The sequence below is a fragment of the Streptomyces sp. SID12501 genome (genome assembly GCF_010550245.1).
GTDB lineage: Bacteria > Actinomycetota > Actinomycetes > Streptomycetales > Streptomycetaceae > Streptomyces.
The window spans coordinates 113901-130881 of record NZ_JAAGLU010000027.1 but is presented as its reverse complement, the minus strand read 5'-3'; the positions used below and the strand labels follow the sequence as shown (position 1 = coordinate 130881).

Sequence of the window (16981 nt, the reverse complement as noted above, 5' to 3'; positions counted from 1 at the left end):
CCGCCGAAGGGTGGTGGTAGGGAACCGTTCGCCTACCGCGGGCCCGGCTCGGTGCCGGCCACGTAGACGGTGTTGGTCGAGGTGCCACCCTGCAGGAAATTGTCGAAGTCGACGACATGGGCCGCCGACCGCGAGAAGACCTCTGCGAGTACGGCGGTGAACTGTTCGTCCGGCGGGTCGTTCGACCACAGGGCGAAGACCCCGCCCGGGTGGAGGTGTTCGGCGAGAGCGCGGAGCCCGGCAGGCTGGTAGAGGGCCGCGTGGCGCGGGTGGAGCACATGGCGCGGCGAATGGTCGACATCCAGCAGGACGGCGTGGAAGCGGCGGCCCGGCTCGCTCGGGTCCAGACCGCCCGAATCTGCCGCCATCGCGAAGAAGTCGCCTTGAACCAGGCGGCACCGGGCGTCCGAAGTCAGCCGGGCGCCGAGAGGGACGAGACCCCGCTGATGCCAGTCGATGACTTCGGCGAGCGTGTCGATCACGGTCAGCGAGCCCACCCGGGGGTCGTCCAGCACAGCCTGGGCGGTGTAACCGAGTCCGAGTCCGCCGACGACGACGTCCAGCTCACTGCCGGGCAGTTCCGCCAGCCCGAGTTCCGCGAGCGCGATCTCGCCGGCCGTGAAGAGGCTGGACATCAGGAACTCGTCGCCGAGCTTCACCTCGTACACATCGGCGCCCGACACCGGGTCGCGCCGACGCCGCAGGCTGATGTCACCCATCGCTGTCGGGCGCCAGTCGATCTCCTCGAAACGCGCGCTCATACGTTTACCTTTCTGCCGCACCGCCGGTGTCCGAAGCCGGTGCCCGGAACGCCGGTCGGCGCGGGTGTGGACGCAGCCGCGAAACCCGCCCCTTGCCCTGCTGGTAGGGCAGGGCAAGGGGCGGGGGCCGTCGGTCAGGCGTCGATGATGACGGGGATGATGAGAGGCCTGCGGCGGTGGGTACGGAAGGCCCAGTTCGCCACGGCACGAGCGATCAGCTGTTCCAGCTGGCGCGCGTCGCCGACGCCTTCCTGGGCCGCCGTCGCCAGAGTCTTCTCGATGACGGGGATGACCGGTTCGAAGGTGGTGTCGTCGTGGACGAACCCCCGTGCCAGGAAGTCGGGAGTCTCGGCAAGGGCACCCGTGTCGGCGTCGACGATCGCCACCACGGTGACCACGCCTTCCTCCGCGAGGGTGACACGGTCCTTCAGGGACGCCTCGGTGGCGCCGCCGACCTCCATGCCGTCCACGTAGACGTTGCCCGCGGGCACCTTGCCGGTGATCGACGCACGCCCGTCCACCAGGTCGACGACGACGCCGTCCTCGGCGATGACCACCCGCTCGGGATCGACTCCGGTACGGATGGCCAGGTCGGCGTTGGCCCGCAGGTGGCGCCACTCGCCGTGCACGGGCATGACGTTGCGGGGCTTGACGATGTTGTAGCAGTACACGAGCTCACCGGCGCTGGCGTGCCCGGAGACGTGCACCTTGGCGTTGCCCTTGTGGACGACATGCGCGCCCCACCGGGTCAGCCCGTTGATCACCCGGTAGATGGCGTTCTCGTTGCCGGGGATCAGGGAGCTGGCGAGCAGGACGGTGTCGCCCTTGCCGATGCGGATCACATGGTCGCGGTTGGCCATCCGGGACAGAGCCGCCATCGGCTCGCCCTGTGATCCGGTGCACACCAGGGCGATCCTGTGGTCCGGCAGCTTCTCCATTTCCTTGGTACTCACGACCAGGCCGCTGGGAACCTTCAGATACCCGAGGTCGCGGGCGATGCCCATGTTGCGGACCATGGAACGGCCCACGAAGGCGACCTTGCGGCCGTGCTGGTGCGCGGCGTCCAGGACCTGCTGGATGCGGTGCACATGGCTGGCGAAACTGGAGACGATCACCCGGCGCGGGGCGGTACGCATCACCTGCTCGATCGCCGGGTTCAGTTCGCGCTCGGAGGTGGTGAAGCCGGGGACCTCGGCGTTGGTGGAGTCGGTGAGGAAGAGATCGACGCCCTCCTCGCCGAGGCGGGCGAAGGCGCGCAGGTCGGTGATGCGGTCGTCCAGCGGGAACTGGTCCATCTTGAAGTCGCCGGTGTGCAGCACCATCCCGGCCCCGGTACGGATCGCGACCGCGAGACTGTCCGGGATGGAGTGGTTGACCGCCACGAACTCGCAGTTGAAGGGGCCGAAACCGCGCCGGTCGCCCTCACGTACCCGCACGGAGCGCGGCCGGATTCCGTGCTCTTTGAGCTTGGCCTCCAGGAAGGCCAGTGTCAGCTTCGAGCCCACGACAGGGATGTCGGAGCGCTCACGCAGGAGGTACGGCACGGCACCGATGTGGTCCTCGTGGCCGTGGGTGAGCACCACGGCCACGATGTCGTCCAGACGGTCACGGATCGAGGTGAAGTCCGGCAGGATCACGTCCACGCCGGGTTGGTTCTCTTCGGGGAACAGCACGCCGCAGTCGACGATGAGCAGCTTTCCGGCATGCTCGAAGACGGTCATGTTGCGGCCGATCTCACCAAGGCCGCCCAGGGCGGTGACCCTCAGCCCTCCTTCAGGCAGGGGAGGGGCGGCTTTCAGTTCGGGATGCGGATGGCTCATATTCCGACGTTACCGGAGAGCCCGCACGCGCTGATCCACTGGCTGCCCGACGAGCCGGGTTCAAACGTCGCTGGAGAGGTCTTTCACCCGATCCGGCCCACATCCTCACAGCCCCCGTCACAGAGGCAGCCGTGAGATGTGGGAGCGTAAGTCGAGTGATCGACGCACAGACCGGCACCCTGCAATACCGCTTTGACGGGCCGCAAGACGCACCTGTCCTGATCCTGGGTTCCTCAGGGTACGACATGGCACAGGTTGGAAACGCCGTCCATACCGGTCCAGTGAGAGCATGCGGGTCCATGAAAGGCCAGGTCAGAGCGTTGAGGATCGGTGGCGTCGATCCAGTCCGTGACACATTTGTGAGACGCGAAGGCAGGAGGGGCACGGTCCGCAGGGCTGTGTCTCGCGGCTTCTGTATCTCGTCTCGGCGGCGGCTGGGTCACCCGTCGCCGGCGTCGGGAGTCCGGTGGAGTGGGTGCTCAGGTGGGTCCGTAGGGGCTACAGCCGTGCATGAATGGCTGGAGGTCTTCGGTGCGAGGCTCGGGGGTTTCGGGTAGCAACGGTGATCCGTTGAGCGGGTTCAGGCGTTGGACGTGGCTCTCCGTCCACGCGATCCATGCCTCGGCTTCCTCCCTGGCCGGCCCGGGCGGCAGACTTTCTGCGTGAAGTCGGAGTGCGCCGACGTACTCGACGAGGCCGGCTGCGCGCTGCCACGCCGCGTGCTGTGCTTCGAGGTGGCGGACACGGGCCCTGAGGCCACGTGGGCGTCCCAGCCGGCCGTTGCCCCGGCTGGACCGTGGGAGGTCACTCCGCCGGACCCGACGTCTCGCGGGAAGGGTGGCATGTTCAGGCCGTACCTGTTAGCTTCCCCTCCGCTCATACATTCAGTCATGACATGTATGAATGGAGGCAGCATGCGGGGCAAGACGGCTGTGGTGCTCGGCGGTAGCGTGGCGGGGCTGTGCGCCGCGGGAGTGCTCGCGAGGCATTTCGACGAGGTGATCGTCCTGGAGCGGGACTGGCTCCCGCCGGACGCGCAGCATCGGCGGGGCGTGCCGCAGAGCAAGCACCCGCACTTCCTCCTCAACTCCGGGCGTCGCGCGATCGGCGAGATCTTTCCTGGCTTCGAGGAGGCACTGATCGCCGCGGGCGGGATGCGCCTGATGCCGGCGATGGACGCGGCGTACTGCGAGCACGCCGGCTGGGCCCCGCGCAAGGCCGGGTCGATGACGATGGTCTACAGCTCCCGCGTGCTCATCGAGCGGATCCTGCGCGACAAGGTCCGTGAGCTCCCGGCCATCGAGATCCGCGAGGGCGTGACCGTCACCGGACTTCGTTCCACCAGGGGCGGCACCGCGCTCGGGCGCGTCGAGGGAGTCGAGTACCGCGCGGGCGACGACTCGGGCCACCTGTCCGCCGACCTGGTCGTCGACGCGCTGGGGCGCGGCTCCTCCGTCGCCGACTGGCTGAGCACGGCGGGATGGCCGGCGCCGCCGGAGAAGACTCTCGACGCCAAGGTCACCTACACGTCGCGGTGGTACGACCTGCCGCCCGCCGACCGGCGTCCACCGGCGTGGTGGTGGAAGCACCTGGTCGTCACTCCGACCCAGAACACCGGCGACCATCCCGAAGAACACGAGTTCCTCAGCAACTTCTTCCCGATCGAGGGGAACCGCGCCATCGTGTGCATGGGGGCGTGGGGCATCCGGATGCCGCGCGAGGTCGACACCTTCGAGTCCGCGGTGGACCGCGTGCGGGCCAGGTCCTTCGGGCAGGCGACGCGTGCCTGCACTCCGACCTCCGGGGTGCACCTCACTCGTTCGACCGGCAACAAGTGGCGCCGATTCGACCTGCTCGACCAGCCCCCGCTCGGGCTGGTCTGCGTCGGTGACTCGATCTGTGCGTTCAACCCGTTCTACGCCCAGGGGATGAGCTCGGCGGCCCGCTCCGCGCTCATCCTCGCCGAGATGCTGCACGGCCACGACGTCCTCGACCTCGCCTTCTTCCGCGAGTTCCTCACCCGGCAGAAGAAGTCACTCGACGTGCCCTGGATGCTCGCGATGGCCCGTGACCAGGCATATGACTTCGCGACCGGGAGTGAGGTCGTCGCTCCCTGGCGCCGCAAGCTGGCCGCGCGCCTCAGCTGGCCGGTCTTCAACGCCATCAACGCCACGAGCCGCGAGGACGCCTACGTCGAGCGGACGTTCGCCCAGGTCTTCAACCTCGACATGTCACTCAGGGAGATGACCACCGATGTGCGGTTCTGGTTCGGCATCGCGCGCTACAAGGTGCGTCAGCGGCTCGGACGCACGGTCGTGCCCGGCGGATTCAATGACCAGCAGGATCCGCCCGGCACCGACTTCACCGGCCTGACCCGCGCCGGCAGCTCGCCGTACGCCGAGACCGACCTCGTCAATGACTGACCCGAGGAGCGAGGAATGAGCTATTCATGCGACTCGGCGGCCGAGCGCCTCGCTGGAAGGCTCGGCTTCTCCTGCCATGACGCCGATCCCGTCGTGGACTTCCGCAACCCGTTCGGTCTCGAGAACGGCACCATGCCGTTCCTCGAGCTGCTCATCATCGGCGGTGCGGTGTTCGCCCTCGTCCATGCGTGGCGGCGGTGGCGGCGCGACGGCGACCCGGTCAACATCTCCCTGTGGTTCGCCTCGCTCGTCTACCTGGCGGTGATCGAGCCGCCGCTCTATTTCCCGGCCTGGTTCGGCCTGGAGGAGCACGTCGGGTTCATTTTCTCCCACAACGTGTTCACCGTGCAGTTCATGTACGACCGGCTGCCGCTCTACATAGTGGCCTTCTACCCGGCGCTGTCGCAGCTCGCCTACGAGGTGGTCCGTGTTCTCGGCGTCTTCGCGCGACGTGGGCTCCTTCTCGGTTCGCTGGCGGTCGCGTTCGCCTGCCAGGCGTTCTACGAGATCTTCGATCAGCTCGGACCTCAGCTGAAGTGGTGGGCCTGGAACCCCGGCAACGAGATGATCAACAAGCCGGCGCTCACCTCGGTCCCGATGAACAGCATGTTCCTGTTCGCCTCCGTGTCCTTCGGCGCGATGACCTACCTGGTCGTCCGGCTGGTCGGCGCGAAGGACGGCCGAGGCACGCTCACCGGCCGGCAAACCAGCCTGCGTACCGTGGCCGCCGGCGCCCTCACACCGTTGGCGATGGCGGTCGCCGGCGTGCCCAGCAACATCTTCCGCGGTGGGGACCACCTTGGGATCCAGCGGGCCATCATCGGTGCCGAGCTCGCCCTGGTCTGGACCGTCGGCCTCTACCTTCTCGCGGACGCCTGGCGCGCGCGGCGAACAGATCCGGCTCCGGTGGCATCGCCGCTGTTCGCGCGGATCTATCCGGCGCTGTACCTCGGCGTCCACATCGTCCTCTGGCTGGTCGCATTGCCGGCCTACTTCGCGGCGGCCAATGGCATCACCGAGCAGGGCACACCGATCGGCAGCCTGTGGTACACCGTGCTGTGCACCGTAGCCGCAACCGGGCTCATCGTGGCCGTACTCCGCGCGACCATGTCCCGGCAGACCACAGAGCCTGTGCGATCCTGAGTCCATGGGGCATCACGGCTGGGGAGGCCGGCCTCCCGCATCGGACGCGGAGGCCCGGCAGCGCATCATCGACGCGACCGCCCGCTGCATCGACAGGCACGGCGTCACGAAGACGACCCTGTCCGACGTCGCCGGCGAGCTCGGCGTCACCCGCCAGACCGTCTACCGCCACTTCGGCCGCATCAGCGACATCATCGGCGAGGTGGCGGCCCAGGGCGCCGAGTCGTTCGTCGACCTGATGATCGCGCACCTGCAAGGGACCACCGACCCGGCCGAAGCCGTGGTCGAAGGCATGGTCTTCTGCGTACGGACCATCCCCACCGAGCCACGCCTGAGCCTTCTGCTGCAACTCGGAGACACCACCGCCTTCGGCCGCGGCGCCACCACCAGGGAAACCATCGCCTACGGCGCCAAGATGCTGCAGCGCTTCCCCGTCGACTGGGCCGCCGCCGACATCGACGAGGACGACCTCAACGGCCTCGCCGAGATCATCATGCGACTCCTCACGTCGCTGCTGCAGCACCCCAGCGAGCCACCGCAGGACGAAACCCGGCTCCGCACCTTCCTCAACCGCTGGCTGGCCCCGGCCCTGTCCCGGACATCAGCATCCGCGCACCCACGTTCTTGAACTGAGGGGCCCTCTACAAGGGGGGGTGATCCGGCGCAGCCTGCGGAGTGGCAGGATCCGGCGGAGCTGTCCCGGCACCTCACTCTCGCCAAGGAGTATCCGGAGGTGCGGGGGCATGTGTTCTTCGCTGCCAGGGAGGTGAAGGCGGACAGGATCGGGGCGATGGCCCGGGTGGTTGCCGACCACTACCAGGGGTCGGCGAGGATTCCCCGGTGATCGAGGGTCCGGCCGTCTACAGGGTGGTCATGGAGGTCTTGAGTCGGCATCCTGAATCGGAACGGTCTCGGATACTGGGTGTGCTGTTCCCGGATCGTGTGGCTGCCCGGGATGAGCGGCGGCCTTCCCGTTCCTGCACACCGCTTCCGCGTAGAGGTGCTGGCGGTGGCTCGATCAAGGTCGCGGTCATAAGACAAGGGCCCAGGGCCCGATGCCTGGTACAGCGGCCCGGGAATGGGGCGGGCCCTGCCGGTACGGCGCCTCATCGTGGGCCCTGATTGGGGTGTCCCGGCCCGTGTGCCCCTCGGCCCGCGGTGTGAGGGTGGTCGTGGTGCCGGCCCCCTTGGTGCCAACGACGCCGGAGGCGGAGCGGTCAGGCATGCGTGGCCTCCGCGGCACGGCTTCACCCACGGCCCATGCCCCCATCCAGGGGATGAAAGTCATACCGGACAGGGAGGTCAACTGTCCGCCCGCAGGGACCTGAAATGACCGCTACCTGGACGGCCCGCCGTCCGTGGAGATACGCGCCATAGAAGAGCCCGGCCGGTAGTAACGGCCCGGCCGGGCTTTTCACAGGGCGTGCGCCAGTGACCTGGCGGCGCCTGCTGAACAGACGAGCGTCAGGCGGGGGTGATGTTCTCCGCCTGGGGGCCCTTCTGACCCTGGGTGACGTCGAAGTTCACCTTCTGGCCTTCCTGAAGCTCGCGGAAGCCGGAGCTGGCGATGTTCGAGTAGTGGGCGAAGACGTCCGGGCCGCCACCGTCCTGCTCGATGAAGCCGAAACCCTTTTCGGCGTTGAACCACTTAACGATGCCGCTGGCCATGTGTCCTCCAAGGGGACTCGAAATCGGTCCCGCACCGTGCGGGAACCGGAGGTGATCGCCCTGGTCCTCAGAGACGGTGAACAACAAAATCGCCCGTGAGGGTGTGCTCACGGGCGACCGGTACTTCGGAACCATGACAGCTACCGCAGACGGTACACGTACTGTTCTGCTCGCACCACGAGGACATCGATGCTTCCGTGGAGCTCGATCACGGTGATGCCGCGGACAAGGTAACTGCGCGTGTGCCGACATGGGGGCGGCAGCCTCCCCGGTATCGGGTGATTCCGGCGCTGCTCCGAGGCTGTATTTGTCTCCTTGATGCCCATGACGGTTCCTGACATGAGACCCCCGCTGGACGGGAGTTCGTGGTCGTCGGACCGTCGCCGGGGACTGGGCCAACGCCCAACTACCGTACGGGCGCGTGCCGGTCGTATCCGGCTGGTGCGGCGGGTGACTTGGGTGTCTGTCAATGCCGGTCACGAGCAGACGAAGGGTGAGGCCATCCTCTCGTCTTGCGGCAGCAGTTGGTCTCCGGTCCGGACGAAGTCTTCCGAGAGTGATCGGACGCCGCCTTTGTGCCGGTGCTGGTGGGACTGTTGCGTGGTGCTGTCCCGGGCGGGGGTCTGACCCTTGAGATCTATGACCGAAGTGTCCAGTCACGGGCTTGTCGACTGTCGTTGCGGGATGGTGTCTGCTGTCACCGGGCCACAGGGCGTGTCCCAATAGGGGCCTTGCCGAAGTTCAGGCGCCATCACGGTTCAGACCGCCCGTCCAGGCCGGTGCCAGCCACCCAGTACGTCACCACGCGGGAGGCGAACCAATCATGACGATCAGACAGCGCAGCACGTCCTCCAGTACGGATCCTCCGGTTCCGGGCGAGGTCGTTCTGGGCGTGGACACGCACGGCGAGATTCATGTTGCGGCCGTGGTCTCTCCTCTGGGGGAGGTCCTGGGTACTGAGTCCTTTCCGGCTACGGCGACCGGCTATGTTCGGCTGTTCGTCTGGGCCCGCAGGCTGGGGGTGGTGCGCCGGGCTGGTGTGGAGGGCACCGGTACCTTCGGTGCGGGCCTGTCCCGCTATCTGCTGGCTCAGGACGTCCAGGTCTTCGAAGTGAACCGGCCCGATCGCTCGGCCCGCCGTCTGCTCGGGAAGTCGGACCCGCTCGATGCGCGGGCTGTGCTCAGTGGTCGCGCCCGGGCGCGGGCCAAAACCGGCGACGGTCCGGTGCACAGTGCCCGGATGTTCAAACTCGCCAAGGTCTCCGCGGTCAAGGCCCGTACACAGGCGATCAACCAGCTCAAGGCCGTCCTGGTCATAGCTGACCCCGCCTTGCGGGAGCGGTTGTCGAGCCTGGGCAATGCCGAGCTGTTCCGCACCTGCGCGCGCCTCGGCCTGTGCGACGGCGGGGGCGACGAGGACGCGGTGGCCCAGGCCACCCATATGACCCTGAGCATGCTCGCCGAGCGCATCGAGCAGCTCACCGGGCAGATCGATGAGCTGAACCGGCGCCTGACCCGGCTCGTCGAGCGCCACGCCCCGCAGCTGCTCGTACCGGTGGGTATCGGCCCGGACAGTGCCGTCACTCTCCTGATCACCATGGGAGACAATCCCGAGCGGCTGAGCACTGAGGCATCCTTCGCCGCTTTGTGCGGGGTCAGCCCCGTCGAGTACTCCTCGGGCCGGCGGAGTACGCGGCGGCTCAACCACGGCGGCGACCGGCAAGCCAACGCGGCCCTGCACCGCATCGTGTTCACCTGGCTGCGCCACGACCCGCGCACCCAGGCGTACTACGAACGCCGCACCCAGGAGGGCAAGACCCGCCGTGAGATCATCCGATACCTCAAGCGATATGCCGCCCGAGAGGTCTTCAACCTGGTCAGGACGGTATCCATCGCCCCCCAGTCATAGGGGCGTCTGTGACGCGTGATGGTCGTTGAGGCCCTCGCCGGGCAGGCGTCGGCAGGGGCCCTCAGCGTTCCTCAACGGCGAGGTCCTCTCCTCGATTAGAGCCGGCGTGAAATCGTTCGTTGCCTCAAGCGCTATGAGGCCCGGGAGGTCTTCCACCTGGTCGGACGGCGCGGGCCCCGGTCACCACTGGATCGTCCCTGGGACCGACGGCGGCGCCTCCCGTGCCGTGACCGTCTCGCGTGCCGACGCGCGGACGTCGGGGTGTGCGTGCCGGCGCAGGGTGCGGAGCTGGCCGCGCCACGGCTCCGTCCACCGAGAACGGCTGCCGCCGGAGACGGTGAGCCTGATGGCGAACAGGCCCTGGACCAGGTCCGGTTCCGCACCCAGCGTGCGGGCGGTCTCCAACCACGCGTCCGGCGCGGAGCCGCTGATCGCGTTGAGCCGCGAGCTGATCCCTTCTGCGATGTCCCGGGCGAGCAGCGGACGTCCTTCGCAGTCGGCAGCCAGTCGGCGCAGGCCCGAGGACAGCGCGGTGGCGTCCTTGTTCAGTTCGAGGGCGTACAGCCGGAGTTCGGCGACGGAGCGCGCGAAATCCTCGTGCCCGGCGGCGGTGTCGGCGGCGCGCAGCAGCGCGTCCGCCGTCGGCCGGCCCCCGCCCCGGTAGCGGTGGTGGAGCAGGAGGTGGTGCAGCAGGCTCGCGGCCCGCTGCCGGGCCGGCTGGTCGCGTTCGGGCTCGGCGTCGGGCTGGTCCGGGTCTCCTGTGGCTTCCAGCATCGCCCGCAGGGCCCGAAGGTACGGGCCGTCGTCGTCCGCCGCGAGCTCCACCAGCTCCTGCCCGGCCATCGCCCACACCGCCCGATCGGCAAGGTCCGTGGTGGCGGCCACCAGCATCTCGGCGATCTCCGGCTGCCACGGTGCCCATTCCGCCAGTGCTGGGAACAGCGCCGCAGCCGTTTCCGGTTCGAGCGGCTCGCAGGCGCGATGCAGCAGCCCTGCGTACCTGGCCCGATGCTCCTCGTCCACCTCGGCCACGGCCGCCCGTGCCAGCTCCTGGCGGAGCTCCGTGCGTCCCTGCGCGGCCGACTCCAGCATGGGCCAGCTGGCTGGCTCCGCCAGCATCCCCTGGGCAAATGCGACGCACACCGACTGCACGTCGTGGTGCTGCCCGGGCAGCTCGAACGCCTCCCGCAGCAGCGGCGCCGCCTGCGCCGGGGGCAGCATCGTCGCCGCGAGGCGCACCGCCTCCTTGCGGCTGGTGACCTTCACCGTCCGCGGGTCCTTCGGCGTGAGCAGCCTGCGGAGCTCCGTGGCGAGCCGCGACGGCGCGACGTACTGCGCGGCCCGCGTCGCCGCGTAGACCGCGACCCGGGCGCGGTCGCCGCCCGCGTGCTCCAGCAGCAGTGGCAGCACCTCGTCGGGGCGGTCGGTCCACGGCAGTGCGCCGAGGGCCGCCTCCGCCAGCGGGGCGTTCGACGATCCCGTGTAGCGGCGGACGACTTCCAGGCCCGCCTCCGGGATCACTGCCGCCGCAGAGAGGGCCTGGACGCGCACATGCATCGGCTGCCCCGCGTCGCCCGCCGTGCGCGCGAGCAGCTCCGCCGCCGCCCGCTGCTGGCGCGGCACCCAGCGGTGGGCCCGGTAGGTGCGTGGCGTCCAATGACTGCGGGCGGTCAGGAAGCGGCCGTACGGTGGGGTGTCCGCCAGCAGCGGGTCGAGCAGGTCAGTACGCCACCCCGTCAGGACGCTCAGAACGGACGGCAGGACGGCGGCGGACGGCTCCAGCCGCACGATCCGCTCCACCCGCTCGTCGCGCCCCTTCGGCTGCTCCAGCCAGAGGTCGACGGCGGTGCGGACGGACGCGTCGTTTCCGAACTGGACGGCCTGCCACAGGTACTCCTGGAGTTCGGCCATCCCCCACGCGCGCCGCCCGAGTGCCCGTACGAGTGCGAAGACGAGCGAGTAGTCGGCCTTGTCGGTGGCGGCCTCCAGCCACGGCCGTAGCGCCGCCAGCACCTCGTACTCCTGGCCGCGCCGCAGCACGATGTCGAGGCGGCCGACGTTCGTGCCGCCGGTGTGGCCGGACAGGCGGGTGAGGGTGTCGAGGGCCCAGCCGATGAGCCGCGTGCCGCCCGTGACGGCGTGCTCGCGCAGCACGGACAGGGCGAGCGTGCTGAGCGCGTGACGGGTGCTCCAGGAGGAGTCGCGGGCTTCGACGGCGTCGATGGCGATTCGTCCGAGGTCCTCGGCGGCGTCCTCCGTGAACAGCGAAGGGCGCACCTCCGCCAGTGCGGAGAGGGCGGCGCTGCGGACCGGGTCCTGTTCATTGCGCAGCCGCAGCAGCGCACGCAGCAACCGGCTCACTTCCTGTGGGTCGCGGGAGCGTGCTGCGTTGCGGACGAGCAGTGGGTACGCCGTGGCGCGGTCGTCCGCGGCGGAGCGGCGGACGGCGGTGAGAAGGTCGTCACGGACCTCGTCCGGCGGCAGATAGGCGGCTGCCGTCAGTATCTGCGCCCAGTGCGCACCCCTGCCGCGGGCCAGCGTCGCCATCCGCCGAGCCTCGGCAGTGCGCCGCTCGTACGGCAGTACGTCGAGCAGGGCGGGGCTGAGGTCCGCGTGGGCGAGGTCCTTGCCCTCCATCGCCGCGTCGAACAGGGTGCCGCGGCGGGAGGGCGGCAGGCAGGCCAGCAGCCGGGCGAGAGCGGCCGCGTTGTCCTTCCAGGCGCAGGCGAGGTCGGTGAGTTCCGTCGGGGCGTGGCGGACGAGGCGGCGCAGCACGGCGGGTTCGAGGTGGCCGCTGTTCAGCCGGGACCGCAGCTTCGGGCGTAGCAGCAGCCGCACCGTGCGGCCGGGATCAGCCTCGGCCAGGAGGTGCAGCTTGCGGTCCACGGGCATCGGCAGCGTCTCGTAACGCTCGAGCACGCCCAGCACGCCGAGCGGATCCCGTTCGGCGAGGAGCGCGAGCGCGTCCGCGTGGGACGCCAGCCAGCCGTCCCGTACGACGGCGGGGAGGGTGTCGAGCTGCCGCTCCAGCTCGGCGAGCAGCAGAGCGGGATGGCGGGCGGCGAGCAGCCGGTAGGAGCTCAGTCCGCGGAACAGGCGGGGCAGCAGCCGGGCGGCGGTCTCCGCCGTGCAGGCGGCGAGCAGTTCCGCGGCGGCCTCGGTGCCCCATCGCCGGTACGTCGGCTCGACCAGCGCCTCGGCGAGACCCGTACGCCCCGCCACGGCGATGGCGTGCACGAGCTGCTGCCGCACGGCGGCGGGTGCGTCCTCGATGGCCTCGATCACGGTGGCGTCCGTGAGCCGCCCCTGTCGCAGCGCCCTGATCGCGGGGGCGCGGACGAGGCGGTCGGGGTCCGCGAGGCAGCCCTCCAGATACGCGTCGTGGCGCACCATGTCCGCCGCGGTGGCGGCGAGCCGCCGCCCGTGGACGCCGTGGGCGGCGAGCCCGGTCACAAGCTCGTCGACCGCCCCCATTGCCGCGGCGCGCCGGGCAGCGGAGGCCAGCTCACGCATGCGGTGGGGGTAGGAGAGCCGGTCGACGGCTGTGAGCAGGTGTTCGGTGCGCTGGGACATGAGGGCGATTCTGTCTGGCGAGCGGGGGTGGCGCCTGCGGATTTCGGCGGGGCGGGGGTCGCGTGCGGCAGGCTGTGTGGCTGTCCCTGCGGGCTCTGGGGCGGTCTATGCAGGCTCGGTCAGTAACTCCGCCAGCCGGTCGTGTGCCAACGTGCGGCTCTCCGGGGACGGATGTCGTCGTGGTGGGCGCCGGACAGTCTGCGCAGGAGAGCGCGGCGCTGCTGTGCGAAGCCAGCGTCGAGGTCCGACTGCACACCTGTGCAAGGGATTTGTGTTGAGAGGCGGTTCCGCCCTTCCGCCCCGGCAGCCAGACGCACCGCTGGGCCGCTCCTGGGCGCTGACTGGGGCCGTGTACCAGGTCGCGCTTTCCGGTACTAACCAGAGCAGTCGCGGTTGCAGATGCCCGACTCGCACGTGTCCAGGAGGTTCCCCGCGCGATAACCTCGGGCGGATCGCGCGTCCTTACGCCACCACTGGTGAGGGCGTCGTGTGCAACATTCGTGTGGGCTTCGGGGGTGTGATGGCGTCGGGCAACAGTCGACGATCTGCGGTCAAAGAGGGTGCTGTTTCGGATGGCCACGGCGGCACCGTTATCCGTTTCACCTATGGGAAAGACGTCAATGACGTCCCTGGGACCTCTACGGCAGTCGCACAGTGCCTAGCGGAAATTCGCCTCCACCTCGCGGCTGGTACGGACGCCCAGACCGTCAGGGCTGTGGCGCTCGTATACCGCGCGTTCGACGAGATCGCCGATGCGGAACGAACGGTTGGAACGGTCGCACGCCAGCTGGATGACGCTTTGGCAGCCACCAGCGTCCCAGAGGCGCTGATATCGCGCCTTCGAGAGTTGATGGATCTCGCTGCGAGAGCCCGCAGGCTTCAGGGGACCGTTCCCCGTCCTGCGCTGGATCTGTTGGCCCAGGCAGAGGCCGGCCTGCAAGAGGCATCTGCGATGGAGTCTGCGAATGATCGTTTCGCCACGGCTCATCTGGCAGCGTTACGCACCGCCGCCGCAGTGCTTGCTGCCCGAGGCCGGCCGCCGGAAGGCGCGAGCGATGGGCGCCGCAGGCAGATCCGCAGCGCATGGGAGGTGCTTCCTGAAGTAGCTCCGGAGCTGACCGAGTGGAGCGTTCTCTTCGCGGCCAGGGCTCGAACGCGCGCTCGCGCCGAGGCCGGCCTCCCGGGCGCGGCGAGCATGCGCGAAGCGGAGGACTTGCTTCGCGATGCTCGGATGTTTCTCCGGATCAGCCAGCGGATACTCCTGTCTGACTCTCGGCAGCTTGAAAATCTGCGACTGCCGGACCCGGAGCCCGCGTTCAGAGACGCCGACGAGCGCGCAGCGCTCGAAAGCCCACCGCTAGACATACCCCTTGGTCACACCCCGCCGGGCCCTCCATTGGGCGATGACGACGATGAATGGGACGAGTAGTTGGGGGATATCGCCAAGGGTGTTCTCGGTGGCGGGTGGAGCCTGTTGGTCGGCTGGATCCTGCCGACAGCCATCAACTTGGGCATTCTGGCCATCACCATGGGGCCCAGCCTGCGCCAGGTCCCGGTGGCGAACCAGATATTCACTGCCTCGCCGGGTGCCAAGGCGCTGCTGTTGCTGATTGCTTCCGTATTGACGGGCCTCATCCTCAATGCCTTGCAAGTCCCCCTCTATCGAGTTTTGGAGGGGTACCTGCTCTGGCCGGCGCGGCTGTATGCGCGACGCAGTCGCCACCACCGCAAGCGCCGTAGCGACCTGGCCGATGAACTGACACGGACGCGCCGCGCGCGTCGGGCTGCAGCTGAGCGGATGCAGTCGGCAGGCACTGCACAGAGGCCACCTACCCCTGACGGAGGAGCCCCAGCCGGGCCGGATCCACGCGACGAAGTACTAACAGCGACGCAGCAGGCGCTGCTTGGTGAGCGGCTGGCCAGATATCCGGTGCAGGACGACCAGGTCACGCCTACTAGGCTCGGCAACGCCATTCGGCGCTTGGAGGAGTACGGCTATGACCGGTATCGCCTAGATTCTCAGGTACTTTGGAACGAGCTCACCGCGATGGCACCCGAGCAAGCTCGCCGACAGGTCGACACCGCGCGCACCAGCGTCGACTTCTTCATAGCCCTGCTGTACGGGCACACAGTCCTCGTCGCCATGGCCCTGTGTGCCACATCGGTTGATAGTTCCGATCCTCCAGTTCTCCTCGGCACGGCCGGCGTCCTCTGCGCTCTGTGCCCGCTTTGGTATCGGGCCGCGGTTGCAGCGACTGATGAATGGGCGGCAGCCGTCCGCGCACTGGTCAACCTGGGGCGCCTCCCATTGGCTCAGGCCATGGGCCTTGACCTGCCACAGGACATCGCAGAAGAGAGAGAAATGTGGCGGATGGTCTCTCGGATGTCCCGTTCCCGGTTCCACGACCGAGCTGTCGCTTTGAACCGCTTCCGCTCCTCGCCTGGCATGGGCGAGCCTCGGTGAACGACCGCCCGGTGACGACGGGAGTCGGCGCTGGCATCTGTGGGCGAGTTGCGTCTCCCGGATGCGACTTCTCGTGCTGCTGTAAGCAACTGGAGGCGGCGTCACACAGACTGCCGACGAACGGAAGGGCATCCGGGCTGAGATCCACGGCGGTCGGCCATCCGGATCGGTCAGCAACTGCACGTGCACGCCATTCGGGCGGTGCGTGGCGGAGCAGTCGGCCCGGCCGTCGCCCAGGCGGTCGCACTCCGCGAGCGTCCCCGTCGGCCCGGAGTCCGGCCGGCCGCAGACAACGTGAGCCGCGCCGGGAGCGGATCTGCGGGGATACCGCGCACCAGTGGCTTCAGCCGTTTCCGGGTGCTTGGCGCCTCCTTCCAGGGACCCTGAGCATGCTGGCCCAGCGCATCGAACAGCTCACCGGCCAGATCGATGAGCTCAACCAACGCCTGACCCGGCTCGTCGAGCGCCACGCCCCGCAGCTGCTCGTACCGGTGGGCATAGGCCCGGACAGTGCCGTCACGCTCCTGATCACCATGGGAGACAACCCCGAGCGGCTGAACACCGAGGCGTCCTTTGCCGCCCTTTGCGGAGTCAGCCCCGTCGAGTACTCCTCGGGCCGGCGGAGCACGCGGCGGCTCAACCACGGCGGCGACCGCCAGGCGAACGCCGCCCTGCACCGCATCGTGTTCACCCGGCTGCGCCACGACCCGCGCACCCAGGCGTACTACGAACGCCGCACCCAGGAGGGCAAGACCCGCCGTGAGATCATCCGATGCCTCAAGCGATATGCCGCCCGCGAGGTCTTCAACCTGGTCAGACCGGTTTCCTACACCCCCGCGTCATAGGGGCGTCGGTGATACGGTGCGGCCCCGCTGGGGGTCCGTCCTGACGGGACCTCTGCGCGGAGCCGTGAGACGACGAAGCCGCTCCGGTGCAGATTCGTCGTGAGTTCGACTGCGCTGGCGTGCAGACGCGGTTGGCGCCCTATGGCGTCCGTGGTCCTGCGACGTTTCCAGAATGTGCCTACTTTGCGATTGCACTCGCTGGGAGACGACCCAAGCGGTCCTCCAGGCCACCCGCGGATCAGTATCCACGAAGTGCTGAACACCCATCGGTGCCTAGACGCGGGCCTGATTTGACGGCCGGCCGCGGAAGTACCGGGCGCATCAGCGCGCCTGCGGGAACCTCGCCTACGAGTGCCCGCCCCCAGAAGACTAAAG

At 68.8% G+C, this 16981-nt stretch carries 11 protein-coding genes and 3 pseudogenes; 9 read left to right on the top strand and 5 right to left on the bottom strand.

All coding sequences use genetic code 11. From position 1 onward, the window contains the following. Window positions 1-32: 32 nt before the first annotated feature. Window positions 33-761 carry a spermidine synthase gene (locus G3I71_RS29900; RefSeq protein ID WP_164319337.1) on the bottom strand — a complete coding sequence of 243 codons (729 nt, stop codon included), beginning with the start codon at window positions 759-761 and terminating at the stop codon, window positions 33-35. 134 nt (window positions 762-895) lie between these two features. Then, window positions 896-2581, bottom strand: coding sequence for a ribonuclease J (locus G3I71_RS29895; RefSeq protein ID WP_164319335.1), 1686 nt, complete (start codon window positions 2579-2581; stop codon window positions 896-898). Between the two features lie 131 nt (window positions 2582-2712). Between G3I71_RS29895 and G3I71_RS52750 the strand changes: the two are divergent. From G3I71_RS52750 to G3I71_RS51435, 5 genes and pseudogenes are all read left to right on the top strand, one after another. Continuing rightward, window positions 2713-2833 (top strand): annotated as a pseudogene (locus tag G3I71_RS52750) (3-oxoadipate enol-lactone hydrolase); the annotation flags it as partial. Between the two features lie 662 nt (window positions 2834-3495). Continuing rightward, window positions 3496-5004 carry an NAD(P)/FAD-dependent oxidoreductase gene (locus tag G3I71_RS29890; protein ID WP_164319333.1) on the top strand — a complete coding sequence of 503 codons (1509 nt, stop codon included), beginning with the start codon at window positions 3496-3498 and terminating at the stop codon, window positions 5002-5004. A gap of 15 nt (window positions 5005-5019) precedes the next feature. Next, window positions 5020-6147, top strand: a complete 1128-nt coding sequence (locus G3I71_RS29885; protein WP_164319331.1) for a hypothetical protein — start codon at window positions 5020-5022, stop codon at window positions 6145-6147. Between the two features lie 4 nt (window positions 6148-6151). Continuing rightward, a complete protein-coding gene (locus tag G3I71_RS29880; RefSeq protein ID WP_164319329.1) occupies window positions 6152-6775 on the top strand; it encodes a TetR/AcrR family transcriptional regulator in 624 nt (207 codons plus the stop codon). 24 nt (window positions 6776-6799) lie between these two features. After that, window positions 6800-6991: pseudogene (locus G3I71_RS51435) on the top strand (hypothetical protein); the annotation flags it as partial. A 620-nt stretch (window positions 6992-7611) separates the two neighbouring features. Here G3I71_RS51435 and G3I71_RS29870 read toward each other — a convergent pair. Beyond that, the gene (locus G3I71_RS29870) at window positions 7612-7815 is read right to left on the bottom strand and encodes a cold-shock protein (RefSeq protein ID WP_164319327.1); all 204 of its coding nucleotides are present in this window, start codon (window positions 7813-7815) and stop codon (window positions 7612-7614) included. Window positions 7816-8638: 823 nt separating this feature from the next. On the opposite strand from G3I71_RS29870, the gene G3I71_RS29865 reads away from it, so the two are divergent. Further along, window positions 8639-9724, top strand: coding sequence for an IS110 family transposase (locus G3I71_RS29865; RefSeq protein WP_203731730.1), 1086 nt, complete (start codon window positions 8639-8641; stop codon window positions 9722-9724). A gap of 180 nt (window positions 9725-9904) precedes the next feature. On the opposite strand, the gene G3I71_RS29860 is transcribed toward G3I71_RS29865, so the two are convergent. Then, window positions 9905-13297 carry a hypothetical protein gene (locus G3I71_RS29860; RefSeq protein ID WP_164319326.1) on the bottom strand — a complete coding sequence of 1131 codons (3393 nt, stop codon included), beginning with the start codon at window positions 13295-13297 and terminating at the stop codon, window positions 9905-9907. Between the two features lie 850 nt (window positions 13298-14147). Here G3I71_RS29860 and G3I71_RS29855 point away from each other — a divergent pair. Beyond that, the gene (locus G3I71_RS29855) at window positions 14148-14726 is read left to right on the top strand and encodes an SAV_6107 family HEPN domain-containing protein (RefSeq protein WP_164319400.1); all 579 of its coding nucleotides are present in this window, start codon (window positions 14148-14150) and stop codon (window positions 14724-14726) included. Further along, on the top strand, window positions 14727-15761 hold the full coding sequence (locus G3I71_RS29850) for a hypothetical protein (protein WP_164319324.1): 1035 nt from the start codon (window positions 14727-14729) through the stop codon (window positions 15759-15761). It abuts the gene before it with no gap. A gap of 117 nt (window positions 15762-15878) precedes the next feature. On the opposite strand, the pseudogene G3I71_RS51430 reads toward G3I71_RS29850, so the two are convergent. Beyond that, window positions 15879-16022: pseudogene (locus tag G3I71_RS51430) on the bottom strand (IS5/IS1182 family transposase); the annotation flags it as partial. Between the two features lie 128 nt (window positions 16023-16150). Here G3I71_RS51430 and G3I71_RS29845 point away from each other — a divergent pair. Continuing rightward, a complete protein-coding gene (locus tag G3I71_RS29845) occupies window positions 16151-16606 on the top strand; it encodes a transposase (protein ID WP_239149425.1) in 456 nt (151 codons plus the stop codon). Window positions 16607-16981 lie beyond the last annotated feature (375 nt).